Below are 14,342 nucleotides of genomic sequence, written 5' to 3' on the forward strand. Positions count from 1 at the left end.
CGCGCCCTCGAGCACGGCCTGCCGGAACGACCCGCCGTGGTGGAACTTGGCCCCTTCGTAGACGCCGGAGGTATCGGCATGGGCATCGATATGGACCATGCCGACGGACCCGTGCCGGCGCGCCAGCGCGGCGATGACCGGGCGCGAGATCGAATGGTCGCCCCCGACCGAAAGCGGCAGCAGGCCGGCGCCCACGACCCGGTCGTAGAAGGCCTCGATATCCTCGTGGCACGAGGTCAGGTCATAGCGCGACCGCATTGGCACGTCCCCGAGGTCGGCGAACCGCAGGGCCTGCAGGGGCGCCACGCCGAGCACGCGGTTCCAGGGGCCGATCCGCTCGATCTCGCGCACCGCCTTGGGGCCGCGCCGGGCCCCCGCGCGGTTGGTCACGCCCAGATCCATGGGCACGCCGATCAGCGCCACGTCGATCTCGTCCGTCCGCCCGCCTGCAACGAGAGCCTGCGCGATGTCCGGCCGGTAGGGCGCGTCAAGCAGCGTCGACACCCCGGCGAAGGGCCAGGCGCGCCGCCCGCCCTCGCCGAACTGAGCATCCGCCACGGCCTTGAGCCGGGGGTCGTGGAACACCGCGCCCCGATCATTTCCATAGAGCTCGCGCAGTTCCTCGAGTGTCTTCGCCATGCCGGCCTCCGGTTTCCCCGGCGACAGGGAACCCCGGCGCCGCCGGGAAGACAAGCCCCGCCGGGGCGCCTGCCCCCGGCGACAGGCGCTATTTCCGGCCGGCCCCGGCGGGGTTGTCGATATCCCCGTGGTCCACCACGTCCCACGGCAGCCCCGCGTTGCGGTAGATGCGCTTGCCCAGGCGCGGATAGTCGCCGACGTCATGCGCCAGCCGCTCGCCCACGACGATGCATTTCAGCGGGCCGGCGCCGGTATTGCGGATCGTATGCGCCAGGCCGCCCTTTCGGTAGCCGATGAAATCGCCCGGGCCGATCGCGTGTTCCGCCTCGCCGATCACCGCCGTCGCCTCGCCCTCGAGCACGTAGACGCATTCGTCCTCGAAATGGTGGAGATGATACTCCGTCGTCTCGTCCCCCGGCTCCACCGTGATGAGGTGAAAGCCGAACCCGGTGATCCCCGTGCGGTCGCCGAGCGACCGGTTCACCCGCCTGGCCCTGTCGTTGAGGAAATGCGTCTTGTGCAGCCCCTCCATCGCCGCGATATCCGCGGCCTTCAGCAGGTACGTCTCCTCGCGCATCGCGCCCTCCTTCTTTGGTCCGGCAAATATCCCCGCCGGAGGCATCCGGCACAAGCCGTCCCGCGGCCCGGCCGGGCACGGGGCCGTCCGGAACGAGAAAGCCCCCGCGAAACGCGAGGGCTTTCGATCACCGCAAGGGCGCCCGAGGGATCAGGCAGCGTCCTTGATGAACTTCACGGCGTCACCGAAGGTCTGGATGTTCTCGGCGGCGTCGTCGGGGATCTCGATGCCGAACTCTTCCTCGAAGGCCATCACCAGCTCGACCGTATCGAGGCTGTCCGCACCCAGGTCGTCGATGAACGAGGCGTTCTCGGTCACCTTGTCTTCTTCCACGCCCAGATGCTCGACGACGATCTTCTTCACGCGTTCCGCGACATCGCTCATGGGATTATCCCCTCATATCTCTGTGGGCCACTGGCCCGGTTCTGCCCTCGCCCCGGTCGGGGTCGTGCTGTGATGCCCCCGCGGGGGCGGTTGATCCCGCATACTGCGAGTGGCCCGGGCATGGCGACATGCCCCGGCTGGCCTGCGCCGCCTATAGCATAAGCGACAGGGGACGCAAACGGTTTCGAACCTGCCCGACATAGGGAGGCTGCCGTGCCGATACCACCCCCGCGATGCATCAATCTGCTGCCTGCGCGGGGCGGCCGGCGCCGGAGTACGGGGCGACGCCCCTGCCGGTCGCCGTTCCGGCCGCACGAGGGGACAGGGGGGCGGCGGGCGGACGAAGGGTGACGCCGGGCCGCGGCCCTCGGGGGCGGTCGCGGGAGTGTCCATCGCAGTGCCGGCAGCGCCGACCAGGGCGACGCACGCAAGTGTCGCCGTGGGGCGACGCGCGCAAGTGTCGCCGGGGCCGCTCGACCGGGTGCAGGGGTGCTACAAGGTACGAAACGTTCTATGCCGGATACCTCGGCCCGTGGTAATCGAGCCGCACCGGCAGGCAGGAAAGCCTCTCTCTGCACCCGTCGCACGCATTCACCGGGATCGCCTGCGGAACGGCGCCGAGCATTTCCGGCGCATCATCCGATGCTCGCGGTCCCGATACCGTCCCCAGCCGAACCCGTCGCACGCATTCACGGGGTCGCCTGCAGAACGGCGCCGAACGTTTCCGGCGCATCATCCGATGCTCGTGGTTCCGATACCGTCCCCGGCCGAACCCGTCGCGTCTTCCCCGGGACCGTCTGCAGCGCCCCTGCCCGGCCCCCGCGAAGCCGGACACCGTCCCGCCCCGCCCGGCTTTCGCGCCGACCCAGCCTCTCCGAGCCTGCGCAGAGCCGCCGGGTCCGGCTCCGCCGTCCCGGCGGGCGCCGGGCTCACGCCGCCTCGGCCTCCTGCCGGGCCCAGAGCGCGGCATAGCGGCCGCGGCGGGCGAGAAGCTCGGCATGGGTGCCTTCCTCGGCGATGCGCCCCGCCTCGAGCACGACGATCCGGTCGGCATCCGCGATGGTCGAGAGGCGGTGCGCGATGACAAGCACCGTCCGCCCCTCGCCCGCCCGGTCGAGCGCGGCCTGGATGCCCCGTTCGGTTTCGGTGTCCAGCGCCGAGGTCGCCTCGTCCAGCAGCAGCACAGGCGGGTTCTTGAGCAGCGTCCTCGCGATGCCGACCCGCTGCTTCTCGCCCCCCGAGAGCTTGAGCCCGCGTTCGCCCACGGTGGTGTCGTAGCCGTCGGGCAGCGAGGCGACGAACTCGTGGATCTGCGCGGCGCGGGCGGCGGCCTCGATCTCCTCCTGCGTAGCGCCGTCGCGACCGTAGGCGATATTGTAGCCGATGGTGTCGTTGAAGAGCACCGTATCCTGCGGCACCACGCCGATCTGCGCGTGCAGGCTGTCCTGCGTCACCTCGCGCAGGTCCTGCCCGTCGATGCGGATCGCCCCCCCGGTCACGTCGTAGAACCGGAAGAGCAGCCGGCCGATGGTGGACTTCCCCGACCCCGAGGGACCGACGATCGCCACCTTCTGCCCCGGTTCGACCGTCAGGCTGAGGTCCCGCAGGATCGGGCGTTCCGGATCATAGCCGAAATCGACCCGGTCGAATTCCAGCGCGCCGCCCCGCACCTCGAGCGCGGGGGCGCCCGGCCTGTCCCGTATCTCGGCCGGCTGTTCCAGCAGATCGAACATTTCGCCCATGTCGACCAGCGCCTGCCGGATCTCGCGATAGACCGTGCCGAGGAAATTCAACGGCATCGTGATCTGGATCATGTAGGCGTTGACCATGACGAAATCGCCCACGGTCAGGGTGCCGTTGCTCACCCCGATCCCCGCCATGACCATGACCGCGATCAGCCCGCCGGTGATCAGGAAGGACTGGCCGAAATTCAGGAAGGCCAACGAATACTGGGTCTTGAGCGCGGCGCGTTCGTATTTCTCCATCGCCCGGTCATAGCGTGCCGCCTCGCGCGCCTCGGCGCCGAAATACTTGACCGTCTCGAAATTGAGCAGGCTGTCGATCGCCTTCTGGTTGGCGTCGGTATCCTGGTCGTTCATCTCCTTGCGCTGCTTCACCCGCCATTCCGTCACCCGGAAGGTGAAGGCGACATAGCCCCAGATCACCACGGCGACGACGACGAGATACCAGATGTCGAAGGCCCACCACAGGACCACCGCCACCATCAGCAGCTCCAGAACGAGCGGTCCGATCGAGAACAGCAGGAAGCGGAGGAGGAAATCCACCCCCTTCACGCCACGTTCGATGATCCGGCTCAGCCCGCCGGTGCGCCGGGTGATGTGGTAGCGCATCGAGAGGCGGTGCATATGGGCGAAGGTTTCGTAGGCCACCTGCCGCAGCGCCTTCTGGCCCACGGGGGCGAAGACCACGTCGCGCAGCTGCTGGAACCCCACCGACATCAGCCGCGACAGCCCGTAGACCACCGTCAGCGCAATGGCTCCGAGCGACATCAGCCAGGCCGCGCTGTCGCCCTCTCCGGCCAGCGAATCGACGGCGGCCTTGTAGAAGAAGGGCGTGCCGACGGCGATCAGCTTGCCGATGAAGAGCACGGTCAGCGCGATCACCACGCGGCGGCGCACCCAGGGCGCGTCCGATGGCCAGAGATAGGGCAAGGCACGGCGCACGATGGCCATGCCGTTCTGCGGCATCTCCGTGGTGGTGAGCTTCGTCGGCCCGCGTCTGCGCATGGGAGGGTCCTTGACTGGCTTGCCGTATCGGTCCGGCTGGCGTATCACTGCAATAGTTCAACGATTCATGAGTAGTTGAAATATGGAGCAGGCACAAGCCCTCGGCGCGCTCTCGGCGCTGGCCCACGAGACCCGGTTGCAGATCGTCCGCCTGCTGGTGCCCTGCGGCCAGAGCGGCCTCTCGGCGGGCGAGATCGGGGCGCATGTGGCCTGTTCCGCCTCGCGCCTGTCCTTCCACCTCTCGTCGCTGGAACAGGCCGGGCTGATCGCCGCCCGGCGCGAGGGCCGCCGGGTGATCTACAGCGCCCGGCGGCGACGGATCGGCGGTCTGATCCACTACCTGCTGAACGACTGCTGCGCCGGAGATCGCACCGTGGGCGAGATGTGCCGGCTCCACGCGCCCGACTGCAACTGCGGCTGCGGCTGAAACGGGGGCCAGTGCCGCCGGGGGGCATCCTCGGGCGCGACCCGAGGAGCTCCCGACCGTCCCGCATCGCCGAGACCGGCAGCAAGGTCCCTGACGGTGCCGACGTCAACGCCCTCGACCCGTGGCTCTTTCGGCCGCTCCTCACCGCCGCGACCCGCAGCTCGTCCGGTCTTCCACACTACCGCCATCCACAAATTCGCCCCGTGGTTCGCCGTCCCTCGGCGACCGGTAGCTCTTCCGGTCTTCCACACCGCCGTCATCCTCGGGCGCGACCCGCGGATCTTCCGTCCGTCACGTATCGCCATCACCAGCAGCTCGTCCGGTCTCCCTCACCGCCGTCATCCTCGGGCGCGGCCCGCGGACCTCTCCCCCGCCCCTCGCGCCAACCGGCCGGAGATCCTCGGATCAAGTCGGAGGATGACGGGCCTCTGGGAAAACGCCCGGTTCGGGCAGCCCCGACGACGCCGCGCCGTGGCTGCGAGCGTTTGACAGATCGACCGGTCCGGCTGGAAGAGACCATCCGAACCGATCGCGACGGGGGCGCGGAGTATGTGAGAGATTCCCCGCCGCGAGCCCGAGGAGGCCGGGGCGCCGTGCGCGACGCCCCCTCGGCAGAGCCGCAGGGCCGTCTCGAAGAGGCGATGGGACCGCTCGGCCCCGGTCCCTGCCGGAACACGTGCTCCGCTCTTGACCGGACGCTTGACGACGTCCGGCCATGGCGACCCTATTCCGTATCCGTCCCGGCGGTGTCCTCGTCCTCCGGCTCGGGAATGGTGAAGACCTGGCCCGGATAGATCAGGTCGGGGTCGCGGATGAGGTCGCGGTTGGCTTCGAACACCCGCACATAGAGGATCCCGCGGCCGTATTTCTCGCGCGCGATGGCCCAGAGGGTCGAGCCGGGCTGCACCGTCACCTGCCCGAAGGGCGTCCGGGGCCGGCTGTCCGGCGCGGCGGCCGCCACCTTCTCGGGGGTTTCGCGCTTGAAGGGCGTCTCGATCCGCGAGGTGACCTCGCCCTCGGCGTTCAGCTCGTCGACCCGGAGCGTGTAGACGCCGCCGGCCACGTCCTCGAGGCTGGTGGTCCAGCTGCCGCCGGTGTCGATTTCGGCCAGGGCCACGGGGCTGTCGTCGAGATAGACGCGCACGAACTGGCCGACGCGGCCCCGACCGGCAAGGTCCACCCCGCCCGTTTCGGAATAGGTGATCGCGTCGATCGCCACGTCTTCGGTCGGGCTGGCCGGGGACTGGAGCACGCGCACGCCATCCTCGTCAGCAAGCAGAACGGTCGGTGCGGCGGGCTCTGCCGGGGTCTCCGGCGTGGCCGGAGCGGCCGGTTCCGGCCCGGCATCGGCCATGGTCAGGGGCTCCGCGGGCGGCTCTTCGTCTGTGCGGGACGCTGCGGCGGCGCCGGTCGCGTCCCGGAGCGGGGTCGCCGCGTCCGTCCCTGCGCCCGTGCCGGGCGTGGCCCCGGCGGCAGTCGCGCCAGGTTCCCCGGCCTCCGCGCGCCGCAGGTCCGTCGCCTCGGTGGCGGTGCCAGTCGCGGTCTGCGCGGTGCCGGTCGCGGTCTGCGCGGTGCCGCCGGTAGCGGTGTCGCCCCCCGTCGCGCCGGCCTCGCCCGGAGCGGGGGTCTCTGCCGTTGTCGCCGCGTCCGCGACGTCGGTTCCGGAACCATCCGGCGCCCCTGTTGCGGGCTCCGAGCGGGATCCGTCCGTCCCGTCACTTCCGGTCGGGGCCTCTGCCTCGCGAACTTCGCTCTGGCCGCCCGCGGTCTCCCGCACGGTCTGGCCGCCCTCGTCCGGCGTGGAGGCGGGGGGTCCGGCGGGGGCGTCGACACCGGCGGCGGCCTCCGCCATCCGGTCCTCGGTGGCGCTCTGCGCAGCGGCCCCGGCATCCCCCGCGATCTCAGCGGTTTGCGTGGTGCCATCGGCGCGCTCGCCGTCGGTGCCCCCCGCGATCGCGGCGGGAGCGTCACCTCCCGCCGGGTCGGCGGAGGGGGTCGCGGGGCTCTCGTCCAGAGGCTCGATGGCAGCCATGCGTGACGGTGCGGACCCCGCGTCGGGGTCGCTCCGGGCCGGGCTCTCGTCTCCCGGCGCGTCCCCGGGGCGCCCGCCTTGCGCCGCGTCGCTCTCCGGCGCGGTTCCTGCCGATGCATTGGCCCCGCCCGCCTCGTCCCGAGCCGACGACCCCTCCGTCTCGGTTCCGGAAGACCGGGGCAAGGCCGACGAGGCATCCCCCGGGGCCTTGGCCGTGGCCAGTTCCCCGCCGGACGCGGGGGCCGGATCGGCTGCGTCCGAGCTTCGCCGTCCCTCGTCTGGCTGGGATGACCGGTCTGCCGGCTCCGTTCCTGCGGTCGCGACCTGCTGATCGGTGACCCCCGAGGCGTCACCGGGCGCGTCGCCGGTCGCGGACGAGGCGGTCTGGCCGGTCGAAGCCACCGCCCGGTCCCCGTCGCCCGACCCGGAACCGTCTCCGGGGGGCGTTGCCCCGTCCCGGGCGGTGCGCGGCGCTGCCCCGGTCCGGTCCGAAGCCGGACCCTCTGCCGAGGGATCCGTGGTGTCGGATGGGGCGACGGAGGCCACGGAGGGCGTTTCGGGTGCGGGGTCCGGGGCGCGCGACCCGGCCTCCGGCGCGCCCGGATCGGGGCTGTCTCCGGGGGCGAGCGTCGCGACCTTCGGCGTCTCCGCAGCCGCTTCGTCGCCCTCCGCGGCCGGTCCGGCATCCGTCCCGTCCGACGTGACGGTGGCGTCCGCCGCCGGTCCGGCAGAGGCGAGCCTATCGGCAGCCGTTTGCGCCGCACCGCCCGAAGGCGCGTCACCCGCTGGCTCTGCCGTGTCGCGCGAAGAGGCGGTGCCGGTCGCATCGGCCTCTGGCTGAGCCTCTGCCACGACGGGCGCGGCGATCGGCCGGTCCGCCATGTCCGGGCCCTCCGCGCCGTCCTCTGCCGTGCCGCTCGGAGAGGCGGTGTCGGACGCATCAGCCTCTGCCCGGGCCTCGGTGCCGGCGGGCGCGGCAGTCGGGTCGTCCGCGCCGCCCGTACCCACGTCCCCGGCCGCGTCGGTCGGGGAGGCGGTTTCGGGCGCGGCGGCATCCGGTGCGTCCGGCTCCTGATCGGGCAGCAGCGCCAGCCGGTCGCCGCCCGCGTCGTCGGCGCCCGCGGGCTGCGGATCGGTCTCGGCTCCGGCCGGGCCGGCGGTGTCGCCGACCGGGGCCTCTGCCGTGTCCTCGACCGCCTCGGCCACCTGCGGCGCGGCGGTCGGCCCGAGGAGGACCTCCTGCACCGAGGCCATGTCTCCGCCCGCGCCGGTCATCGACAGCGTCAGGACACGCGGTGCCGCGCTTGCGGGAATGTCGAGGAAGGCCACGAACTTGCCGTCGCCGCCCGCCCGTTCCCGGGCCACGACATGCCCGTCGAGCATGACCGAGACCTCTGCATCCGGCGCGGCCTTGCCGGCCACCAGCGCCGAGCCGTCGGGCTCGACCCGCACGATGTCGAAACTCGGCGGAGCGGTGTCGGGCGCGGGGGACTCCGTGTCGGCCACCGCCGGCCCGTCGCCGGCCGCGTCGCCGCTGCCGCCGGTCCCGGGCATCTCCGCATCATCGGCGGCGGTGCGTGCGGCCTCATCGGTGCCGGGGCCGGCCGATGCCTCGTCTGCGCCCGGCTCCTCGCGGGCCGAGACCTCGGGGTCGATGCGGGGAAGTCCCAGATCGGAATCGAAAACGCCACTGAAATAAGCGCCGGCCGCCACGATCACGGCCGTGACAACCGCACCGGCCGCAAGGCCGCCCCCCCCGTTGAATTTCCCCGCCACCCAAGCTTCCTTTCGTCAAGGCACGGCCCACGTCTGGCCTGCACGGTTGAGCACGTATATCAACAAGCCCGACACGGGTCAAAAGCCCCGGATTCGCTGAAAAAGGACCCCTGATGACCTCCGATGCCCCCGCCCTTTCCGTCTGCGTCTTCTGCGGGTCGCGCCCCGGCGCGGATCCCGCCTATGCCGAGGCCGCCGAGACCTTCGGCACAGCGCTCGCGCAGGAGGGCTGGCGGCTGGTCTACGGGGCGGGCGACGTCGGGCTGATGGGCGGGGTCGCGCGGGCGGCGCAGGCCGCGGGCGGCGAGACCTTCGGCGTGATCCCGGTCCACCTGCTGCACGCCGAGGTCGGCAAGCGCGACCTGACGAATTTCGTGGTGACCGAGAACATGCACGAGCGCAAGAAGGTCATGTTCATGAACTCGGACGCGGTGGTCGTCCTGCCCGGGGGCGCGGGCACGCTGGACGAGTTCTTCGAGATCCTCACCTGGGCGCAGCTCGGGCTGCACGCCAAGCCGATCATCCTGCTGAATACCTCGGGGTTCTGGACGCCGCTCGTCGCGCTGGTCGATCACGTGATCGAGCGCGGCTTCGCGGCCGAGACGCTCAGGGCGCTGGTGACCCTGGCGGAGAACCCCGCAGCGGCCATGCAGGCGCTGCGGGCCCATGAGGGTCAGGCGAGTTCGGCCCGCAGCTGATCCTCGATCTCGTTGATCGGGTGATTGGTGAGGGTCTTGGGCACCTCGTTTATAACCCTGGATTCGACCTCCTTGTGCATCTTCTTGCGGAGCTCGCCGAGCACCTTCGGCGGCGCCACCAGCACGATCTTCTCGAACTTGTGCTTGTGCGCCTGCTTGTAGAGCAGATCGGCCAGATCGTCGGCGAACCGTTCCTTGGCGAGTTCGTGCCAGTCGGTATCGTCCATGGCCGACACCTGCTGCACGCCGCCGTCCTGCTTGCGGCCCGGCCGGTTGGCCGACTGGTCGATATCCTTGGGATTGTCCTGCTCTTCCTTGCGCACCACCTCGAGGTTCGGGTTCTCCTCGTCGGTGATGTTCTTGAGAAACAGCGCCTTTTCGCCATCCGCGATCAGGACCCAGCCGTCATGGGGAATGCCGCCCATTACATCTTCTCCTTGTCGCCGCTTTCGTTCTGATCCTGTGCCAGCGGCCGCGTGGCCCCGGCCGAGGTCTCGTCGAGCCGCTTCTTCTCGTCCCGCTTGCCGACCTTGCGCTGGATGTTGCCGCCCTTGGCGCCCTCGTGGCTGGGGGTCTCCTCGAGGTTCTCGGGCTTCTCGCCCAGGATTTCCTCGGTTTCGCGGCGGCCGTCTTTCGATTTCTGGCGCTCTGCCATGTCTCGATCCTCCATCATGGTTCTGTGGCTCAACGGATCGCGGCGCGCGGCGGTTCCGCCGCCCCCGGGGATCGTGACCGGCCGGAGGGAGCTTGCCGATGATCCGCTCGCCGGGCCGTCGACCCGGCGCGGTGGTGCCCGAGGCCGCCCGCGGGCCCCGATCAGCCCCGGACGAGTTGCAGGGGTGCCGGGCGGCCGTCCCGCGCCATCTCGTCGCGCAGCCAGTGCCGGAAGGCGCGGATCATCGGCTCCCCGGCCCGGGCCTCGGCGCAGGCGAAGGAATAGATCACGAAAGGCAGGGTGACCTGGTCGAAGAGCCGCACCAGGCGGCCGCTCGCCAGCGTGTCGCGCACCATCATGTCATAGGCGAGAACCACACCTCCGCCCTGCTCGGCCGCCGTGGTGGCCAGCTCGCAATTGGGAAACTCGGGGCCGCGGGGAAACTGCGGCGGCGGAACCCCGGCGAGAGCGAACCAGTCGGCCCACATGTCCATCGTTTCGTCGTGCATCAGGGTCGCGCGGTAAAGGTCCTCGGGCCGGGCGAGCCGCAGTTCCTCCTTGAGGGCGGGGCTGACCACGGGGTAGCGGCCGGATTCCATCAGCGGTTCGACCAGAACCCCCGGCACCGGCGCATCGGCCCAGTGGATCACCACGTCCGCGTCGTTGCTGGCGAAATCGGTCGAGGGCGCGCCGACCGAGACGCGCAGCCGCAGAGCGTCCGCATGGGCGAACCGCGCCATGCGCGGCACCATCCAGCGCGCCGCGAACCCCGGGGTGCAGAGCACGCGCAGCACCGGCGGGCGGACCTCGGCCCGCGCGGCCTGCGATGCGGCCTCGATGCCGTCGAGCAGACCGGTCAACCGGCCCGCGTAGCCCTGCCCCGTCAGCGTCAGCGCCAGCGCATTGCCCCGGCGTTCGAAGAGCCGGGTGTCGAGATAGTCCTCGAGCGCCCGGACCTGGTGGCTGACGGCCGAGGGCGAGAGGCACAGTTCGGCGGCGGCGTCCTTGAAGCTCATGCGCCGGGCCGCGGCCTCGAAGGCGCGGACGGCGGCGAAAGGCGGGAGCTTGCGTCCCATGGCGGATGAACCCCGTTCAACCGTTGCTGAAAAAGCGTCTTTTGCGTGCGGTTCGGTCACATCCTAGCATCTTTTCACGTCCATACAAAAACCCCCGCCAAGGAGAGACCGATGTCGATCCCCACCCGCGTCAGCCGCTGGCTGACCGCGCCGATCCTCTGCGCGCTTGTCGCGGGCGCCCTTCACGCCGGCGACACGGATGCGCCGGTCCGCATCACCCTCCGGCCCGCCGGTGTCGATGCGGTGGCGGATGCCGGACTGCTGGACCGGCTGAACGCCTGGCTGGATGCCCATGTCGACTGGCCCGCCCCCGACCGCGCGCCCGCGATCCGCTATGTCACACCGCGCCAGGCCGCGCGGATGGCGGGCGCCCCGGCGCTCGGGCACGGGCGGCACCGCGGGCTCTACGATGCCGCGACCGGGACGATCCACCTCGTCACGCCCTGGTCGGCGGACGAGCCCGGGGACGTCTCGGTCCTGCTGCATGAACTGGTCCACCACCGGCAGGCGGATCATCATTTCTATTGCGCCGCGGCGCAGGAGCCCGCCGCCTACCGCGCGCAGGAGGCCTGGCTGGCGGAACGCGGTCTCACGCTCGAGGTGAATTGGCTGGCGATCACATGGGCGGCCGGTTGCACGCGGCGGGACATCCATCCGGACTGAGCCGCGCGCCGCACCGCGAGCGGAGGGTCTTCCCCCGCGCCAGCGCGCCGGGACGGGTCCGCCGGAGCGCCGAACGCGGTGCGATGTGCCCGCCCCGTTGGGGGCGCCGCCCCCGTCATGCGGACATCGCCCCCGCGTGCGCTACGGCCTCCCTGCCGCAGCCGGCCCGATCAGGCAGGGCGCGTCGCGGCGACGGTCCGAAGCAGGGCGTTGATCTCGTCCGCCAGGATCCGCGGGTGATCCTCGGGGGTGAAATGCAACCCGCCCTCGATCCGGCGCAGCGGCGCGCCGAGATCGGCGGCAAGCCTTTCGCCATATTCCACCTTCTGGAACTCGTCGGCTGCGCCCCAGACGATCCGGGCGGGGAGACCGAGCCCGGACAGCTGTCCGGCGATGGTCTTGGTGTCCTCGACGTTCAGGGATTGTGCCTGGCGGACGAAGGCCTCGGCCTCGCCGTGGCGGTCGTAGTGCGGCGCATGCGCCTCGAAGGCCGCTTCGGCCGCCGCCTCCGTTTCGTGCCCCTTCGAGAACATGAGCTTGAGCAGCTGGTGAAAGGAGCTGTCCGGCGCGTGCTTTGCGATCGAGCCGGTCTTGGCCACGGCGGCCACAAGCGGCACGGGCCAGGAATCATAGCAGATCGCATTGGTCAAAAGCAGTCCGCTGACCATCTGCGGCGCCCGCACGGCGGCGATCTGCGCCACGCCTCCGCCCAGGTCGTGCCCGACCAGGGTCGCGCGCTGAATCCCCTGGCTGCGCATCCACGCGATCAGGTAGTCGGCCTGAGTCGCGACAGAAATGTCGCGGTCCCGTCCTTCGGGAATGGATGCGCCGTAGCCCGGCATCTCCCATGCGATGACCCGGTGCCCTTCGACAAGCGGCGCGACCTCGCGCCAGAGGGCGGGACAGGTCGGGATGCCGTGGAGCAGTATGACCGGGTCTCCGGGCCCCCTCTCCTCCCAACGCATGGCGATGCCGTCGACGGTCGTGCTGTGGCTTTGCATGGTGCGATCCTTCTTTCCGGAACTGAGGGTCTCCCCCTACCAATCCGCGCCGGTCAGGTTCGTTCCCCCAGCCCCTCGTCCGACGTCGCGGCGCGGGCAGACACCGGGCCGACTTCGGCCGCACGCCCAGAATGGCCGGCCGCCTTTGCCGCAGGACCGGGCGCGCCCCCGTTCCCGCAGCCTTGCCCCGCCCGGGAACGCAAAAGGCCCGCCGGTGTGCGGCGGGCCTTTCGGCATCGGCATGTCGAGGGATCACATCCGCGAGGCGACGTTTTCCCAGTTCACCAGCTTGTCGAGGAAGTTCGACAGATAGGCCGGGCGCTTGTTGCGGAAGTCGATGTAGTAGGAGTGCTCCCACACGTCGCAGCCCAGAAGCGCGGTCTGGTTGAAGCAGAGCGGGTTCACGCCGTTCTCGGTCTTGGTGACCTTGAGCGAGCCGTCCTGGTCCTTGACCAGCCAGGCCCAGCCCGAGCCGAACTGGCCGGCACCGGCGGCGGAGAATTCTTCCTTGAACTTGTCGACCGACCCGAAGGCCTCGGTCAGGGCCTTCTCCAGCTCGCCCGGCATCTTCTTCTCGCCTGGCGCCATCATTTCCCAGAACTGGTTGTGGTTCCAGTATTGCGAGGCGTTGTTGAAGATGCCGTTCTGCGCGACGGCGTTCGGATCGTAGGTGCCCTTGATGATCTCTTCGGCGGACTTGCCTTCCCACTCGGTCCCGGCAATCGCCTTGTTGCCGTTGTCGACATAGGCCTTGTGGTGGATATCATGATGATATTCCATCGTTTCCTTGGACATGCCGAGATCGGCGAGCGCGTCGTGGGCATAGGGGAGATCGGGAAGTTCGAAGGCCATGGTGGGCTCCTTTCCTTGGGGAATTGCTTTGCCCCTAGATGTTACCCTTCCATCCGAAACGTCAACCCTCCGGCGCCGGGACGCGGTTGCAGGGGCGGGCCCGACAAAAAGCGGGGCCGACGATAAGCGGGGCCTGCCATCCCGTCCGTCCCGCCTGGAGGAAAGAGCTCCGCCATGCGCCCGCCGGACCCGTCGGCCCCGCGCGGGCCGTCGCGAAGACGCGGGCGCCAACGCCCCGCACCCCGGCCGTGCGGCTGCACGCGCTGCGGCGGCCGACCTGCGCCACTGCCGGCTTGGTCCCCGGCGCGGGACCGCTGATCGGAACGCGGAAAAGAGGCGAGAGGCTATCCGGAGCGGCAGGACGCTGCGCATCGGGCCGGAGCGCGACCTGCCCGACCGCGTGGCGCTTGCCGTCGATTGCGAAACGGCATTGGCGGACCGCTTCGGCGACAGGCCGGAGATCGAGGGCGACCGGGCGGTGCCGATCGACACCGCCGCACCGCTGTCACCGAGGCTGCCGACATCTGCGGCGCGCCGACGCCGACCTGCCGCAGGTGGCGGCGGGTGGCATGTCGGCGTCGGCCTGCCGGTAGCGGCGGCGGTCCAGAGCGCGGCGACAGGTCGGCCTGATCGGTCACGACATGGGCCCGCGAGGGGGCCGGTCCGGCCGATTGTCGCAGTGCCCCGGCACCGGACGCCCCTTGCAGGCTGCGAATGGCGAGGGGGCGCTGCTTTGCCGTTATTTGCGGCGCCCCCGGCGCGACGCTGCGGCAGCTTGACCCGTCGAACCTTCGACCCGAATGTCATCGAGGTTC

General features: G+C 70.6%; 13 protein-coding genes. 3 read left to right on the forward strand and 10 right to left on the reverse strand.

Going from position 1 to position 14,342, the window contains the following annotated elements; genetic code table 11:
• From OB2597_RS08685 to OB2597_RS08700, 4 genes are all read right to left on the reverse strand, one after another.
• On the reverse strand, positions 1 to 639 hold a 639-nt coding region (locus tag OB2597_RS08685), incomplete at its 3' end, for an arginase family protein (protein ID WP_009805173.1).
• A gap of 88 nt (positions 640 to 727) precedes the next feature.
• A complete protein-coding gene (locus OB2597_RS08690) occupies positions 728 to 1,216 on the reverse strand; it encodes a cupin domain-containing protein (protein WP_009805174.1) in 489 nt (162 codons plus the stop codon).
• Positions 1,217 to 1,366: 150 nt separating this feature from the next.
• Entirely contained in the window at positions 1,367 to 1,600 is a 234-nt protein-coding gene (locus OB2597_RS08695) for an acyl carrier protein (RefSeq protein WP_009805175.1), read from the reverse strand.
• 929 nt (positions 1,601 to 2,529) lie between these two features.
• Positions 2,530 to 4,347 carry an ABCB family ABC transporter ATP-binding protein/permease gene (locus OB2597_RS08700; RefSeq protein WP_009805176.1) on the reverse strand — a complete coding sequence of 606 codons (1,818 nt, stop codon included), beginning with the start codon at positions 4,345 to 4,347 and terminating at the stop codon, positions 2,530 to 2,532.
• 82 nt (positions 4,348 to 4,429) lie between these two features.
• Between OB2597_RS08700 and OB2597_RS08705 the strand changes: the two genes are divergently transcribed.
• A complete protein-coding gene (locus tag OB2597_RS08705; protein WP_009805177.1) occupies positions 4,430 to 4,774 on the forward strand; it encodes an ArsR/SmtB family transcription factor in 345 nt (114 codons plus the stop codon).
• Positions 4,775 to 5,498: 724 nt separating this feature from the next.
• Here the strand turns inward: OB2597_RS08705 and OB2597_RS22505 are convergent.
• A complete protein-coding gene (locus OB2597_RS22505) occupies positions 5,499 to 8,582 on the reverse strand; it encodes a LysM peptidoglycan-binding domain-containing protein (protein ID WP_009805178.1) in 3,084 nt (1,027 codons plus the stop codon).
• 113 nt (positions 8,583 to 8,695) lie between these two features.
• Between OB2597_RS22505 and OB2597_RS08715 the strand changes: the two genes are divergently transcribed.
• Positions 8,696 to 9,280, forward strand: coding sequence for an LOG family protein (locus OB2597_RS08715; protein ID WP_009805179.1), 585 nt, complete (start codon positions 8,696 to 8,698; stop codon positions 9,278 to 9,280).
• Here OB2597_RS08715 and OB2597_RS08720 read toward each other — a convergent pair.
• The 3 genes from OB2597_RS08720 to OB2597_RS08730 form a co-directional block, all read right to left on the reverse strand.
• Complete coding sequence (locus tag OB2597_RS08720) at positions 9,256 to 9,705, reverse strand: baeRF12 domain-containing protein (protein WP_009805180.1); 450 nt, start codon at positions 9,703 to 9,705, stop codon at positions 9,256 to 9,258. The two genes, OB2597_RS08715 and OB2597_RS08720, sit on opposite strands and share 25 nt — an antisense overlap.
• Complete coding sequence (locus OB2597_RS08725; RefSeq protein WP_009805181.1) at positions 9,705 to 9,935, reverse strand: hypothetical protein; 231 nt, start codon at positions 9,933 to 9,935, stop codon at positions 9,705 to 9,707. Before OB2597_RS08725 ends, OB2597_RS08720 begins: the two co-directional genes overlap by 1 nt.
• 161 nt (positions 9,936 to 10,096) lie before the next feature.
• Positions 10,097 to 11,011 (reverse strand): LysR substrate-binding domain-containing protein, encoded by a 915-nt coding sequence (locus OB2597_RS08730; RefSeq protein ID WP_009805182.1) that lies wholly within the window; start codon positions 11,009 to 11,011, stop codon positions 10,097 to 10,099.
• A 111-nt stretch (positions 11,012 to 11,122) separates the two neighbouring features.
• On the opposite strand from OB2597_RS08730, the gene OB2597_RS08735 reads away from it, so the two are divergent.
• On the forward strand, positions 11,123 to 11,674 hold the full coding sequence (locus OB2597_RS08735; protein WP_009805183.1) for a DUF6647 family protein: 552 nt from the start codon (positions 11,123 to 11,125) through the stop codon (positions 11,672 to 11,674).
• Positions 11,675 to 11,844: 170 nt separating this feature from the next.
• On the opposite strand, the gene OB2597_RS08740 is transcribed toward OB2597_RS08735, so the two are convergent.
• Together OB2597_RS08740 and OB2597_RS08745 are read right to left on the reverse strand one after the other, a co-directional pair.
• Positions 11,845 to 12,675, reverse strand: coding sequence for an alpha/beta fold hydrolase (locus OB2597_RS08740; protein WP_009805184.1), 831 nt, complete (start codon positions 12,673 to 12,675; stop codon positions 11,845 to 11,847).
• Positions 12,676 to 12,927: 252 nt separating this feature from the next.
• On the reverse strand, positions 12,928 to 13,527 hold the full coding sequence (locus OB2597_RS08745) for a superoxide dismutase (protein ID WP_009805185.1): 600 nt from the start codon (positions 13,525 to 13,527) through the stop codon (positions 12,928 to 12,930).
• Positions 13,528 to 14,342: the final 815 nt, after the last annotated feature.

This window comes from Pseudooceanicola batsensis HTCC2597, assembly GCF_000152725.1.
In the GTDB taxonomy this organism is placed as follows: domain Bacteria; phylum Pseudomonadota; class Alphaproteobacteria; order Rhodobacterales; family Rhodobacteraceae; genus Pseudooceanicola; species Pseudooceanicola batsensis.

Excerpts from the sequence above, each read along its gene's own strand:
- OB2597_RS08700 (WP_009805176.1), bottom strand. The coding sequence starts at position 4,347 with ATGCGCAGACGCGGGCCGACGAAGCTCACCACCACGGAGATGCCGCAG.
- OB2597_RS08690 (WP_009805174.1), bottom strand. The coding sequence starts at position 1,216 with ATGCGCGAGGAGACGTACCTGCTGAAGGCCGCGGATATCGCGGCGATG.
- OB2597_RS08730 (WP_009805182.1), bottom strand. The coding sequence starts at position 11,011 with ATGGGACGCAAGCTCCCGCCTTTCGCCGCCGTCCGCGCCTTCGAGGCC.
- OB2597_RS08735 (WP_009805183.1), top strand. The coding sequence starts at position 11,123 with ATGTCGATCCCCACCCGCGTCAGCCGCTGGCTGACCGCGCCGATCCTC.
- OB2597_RS08705 (WP_009805177.1), top strand. The coding sequence starts at position 4,430 with ATGGAGCAGGCACAAGCCCTCGGCGCGCTCTCGGCGCTGGCCCACGAG.
- OB2597_RS08745 (WP_009805185.1), bottom strand. The coding sequence starts at position 13,527 with ATGGCCTTCGAACTTCCCGATCTCCCCTATGCCCACGACGCGCTCGCC.
- OB2597_RS08695 (WP_009805175.1), bottom strand. The coding sequence starts at position 1,600 with ATGAGCGATGTCGCGGAACGCGTGAAGAAGATCGTCGTCGAGCATCTG.
- OB2597_RS08720 (WP_009805180.1), bottom strand. The coding sequence starts at position 9,705 with ATGGGCGGCATTCCCCATGACGGCTGGGTCCTGATCGCGGATGGCGAA.
- OB2597_RS08725 (WP_009805181.1), bottom strand. The coding sequence starts at position 9,935 with ATGGCAGAGCGCCAGAAATCGAAAGACGGCCGCCGCGAAACCGAGGAA.
- OB2597_RS08715 (WP_009805179.1), top strand. The coding sequence starts at position 8,696 with ATGACCTCCGATGCCCCCGCCCTTTCCGTCTGCGTCTTCTGCGGGTCG.
- OB2597_RS08740 (WP_009805184.1), bottom strand. The coding sequence starts at position 12,675 with ATGCAAAGCCACAGCACGACCGTCGACGGCATCGCCATGCGTTGGGAG.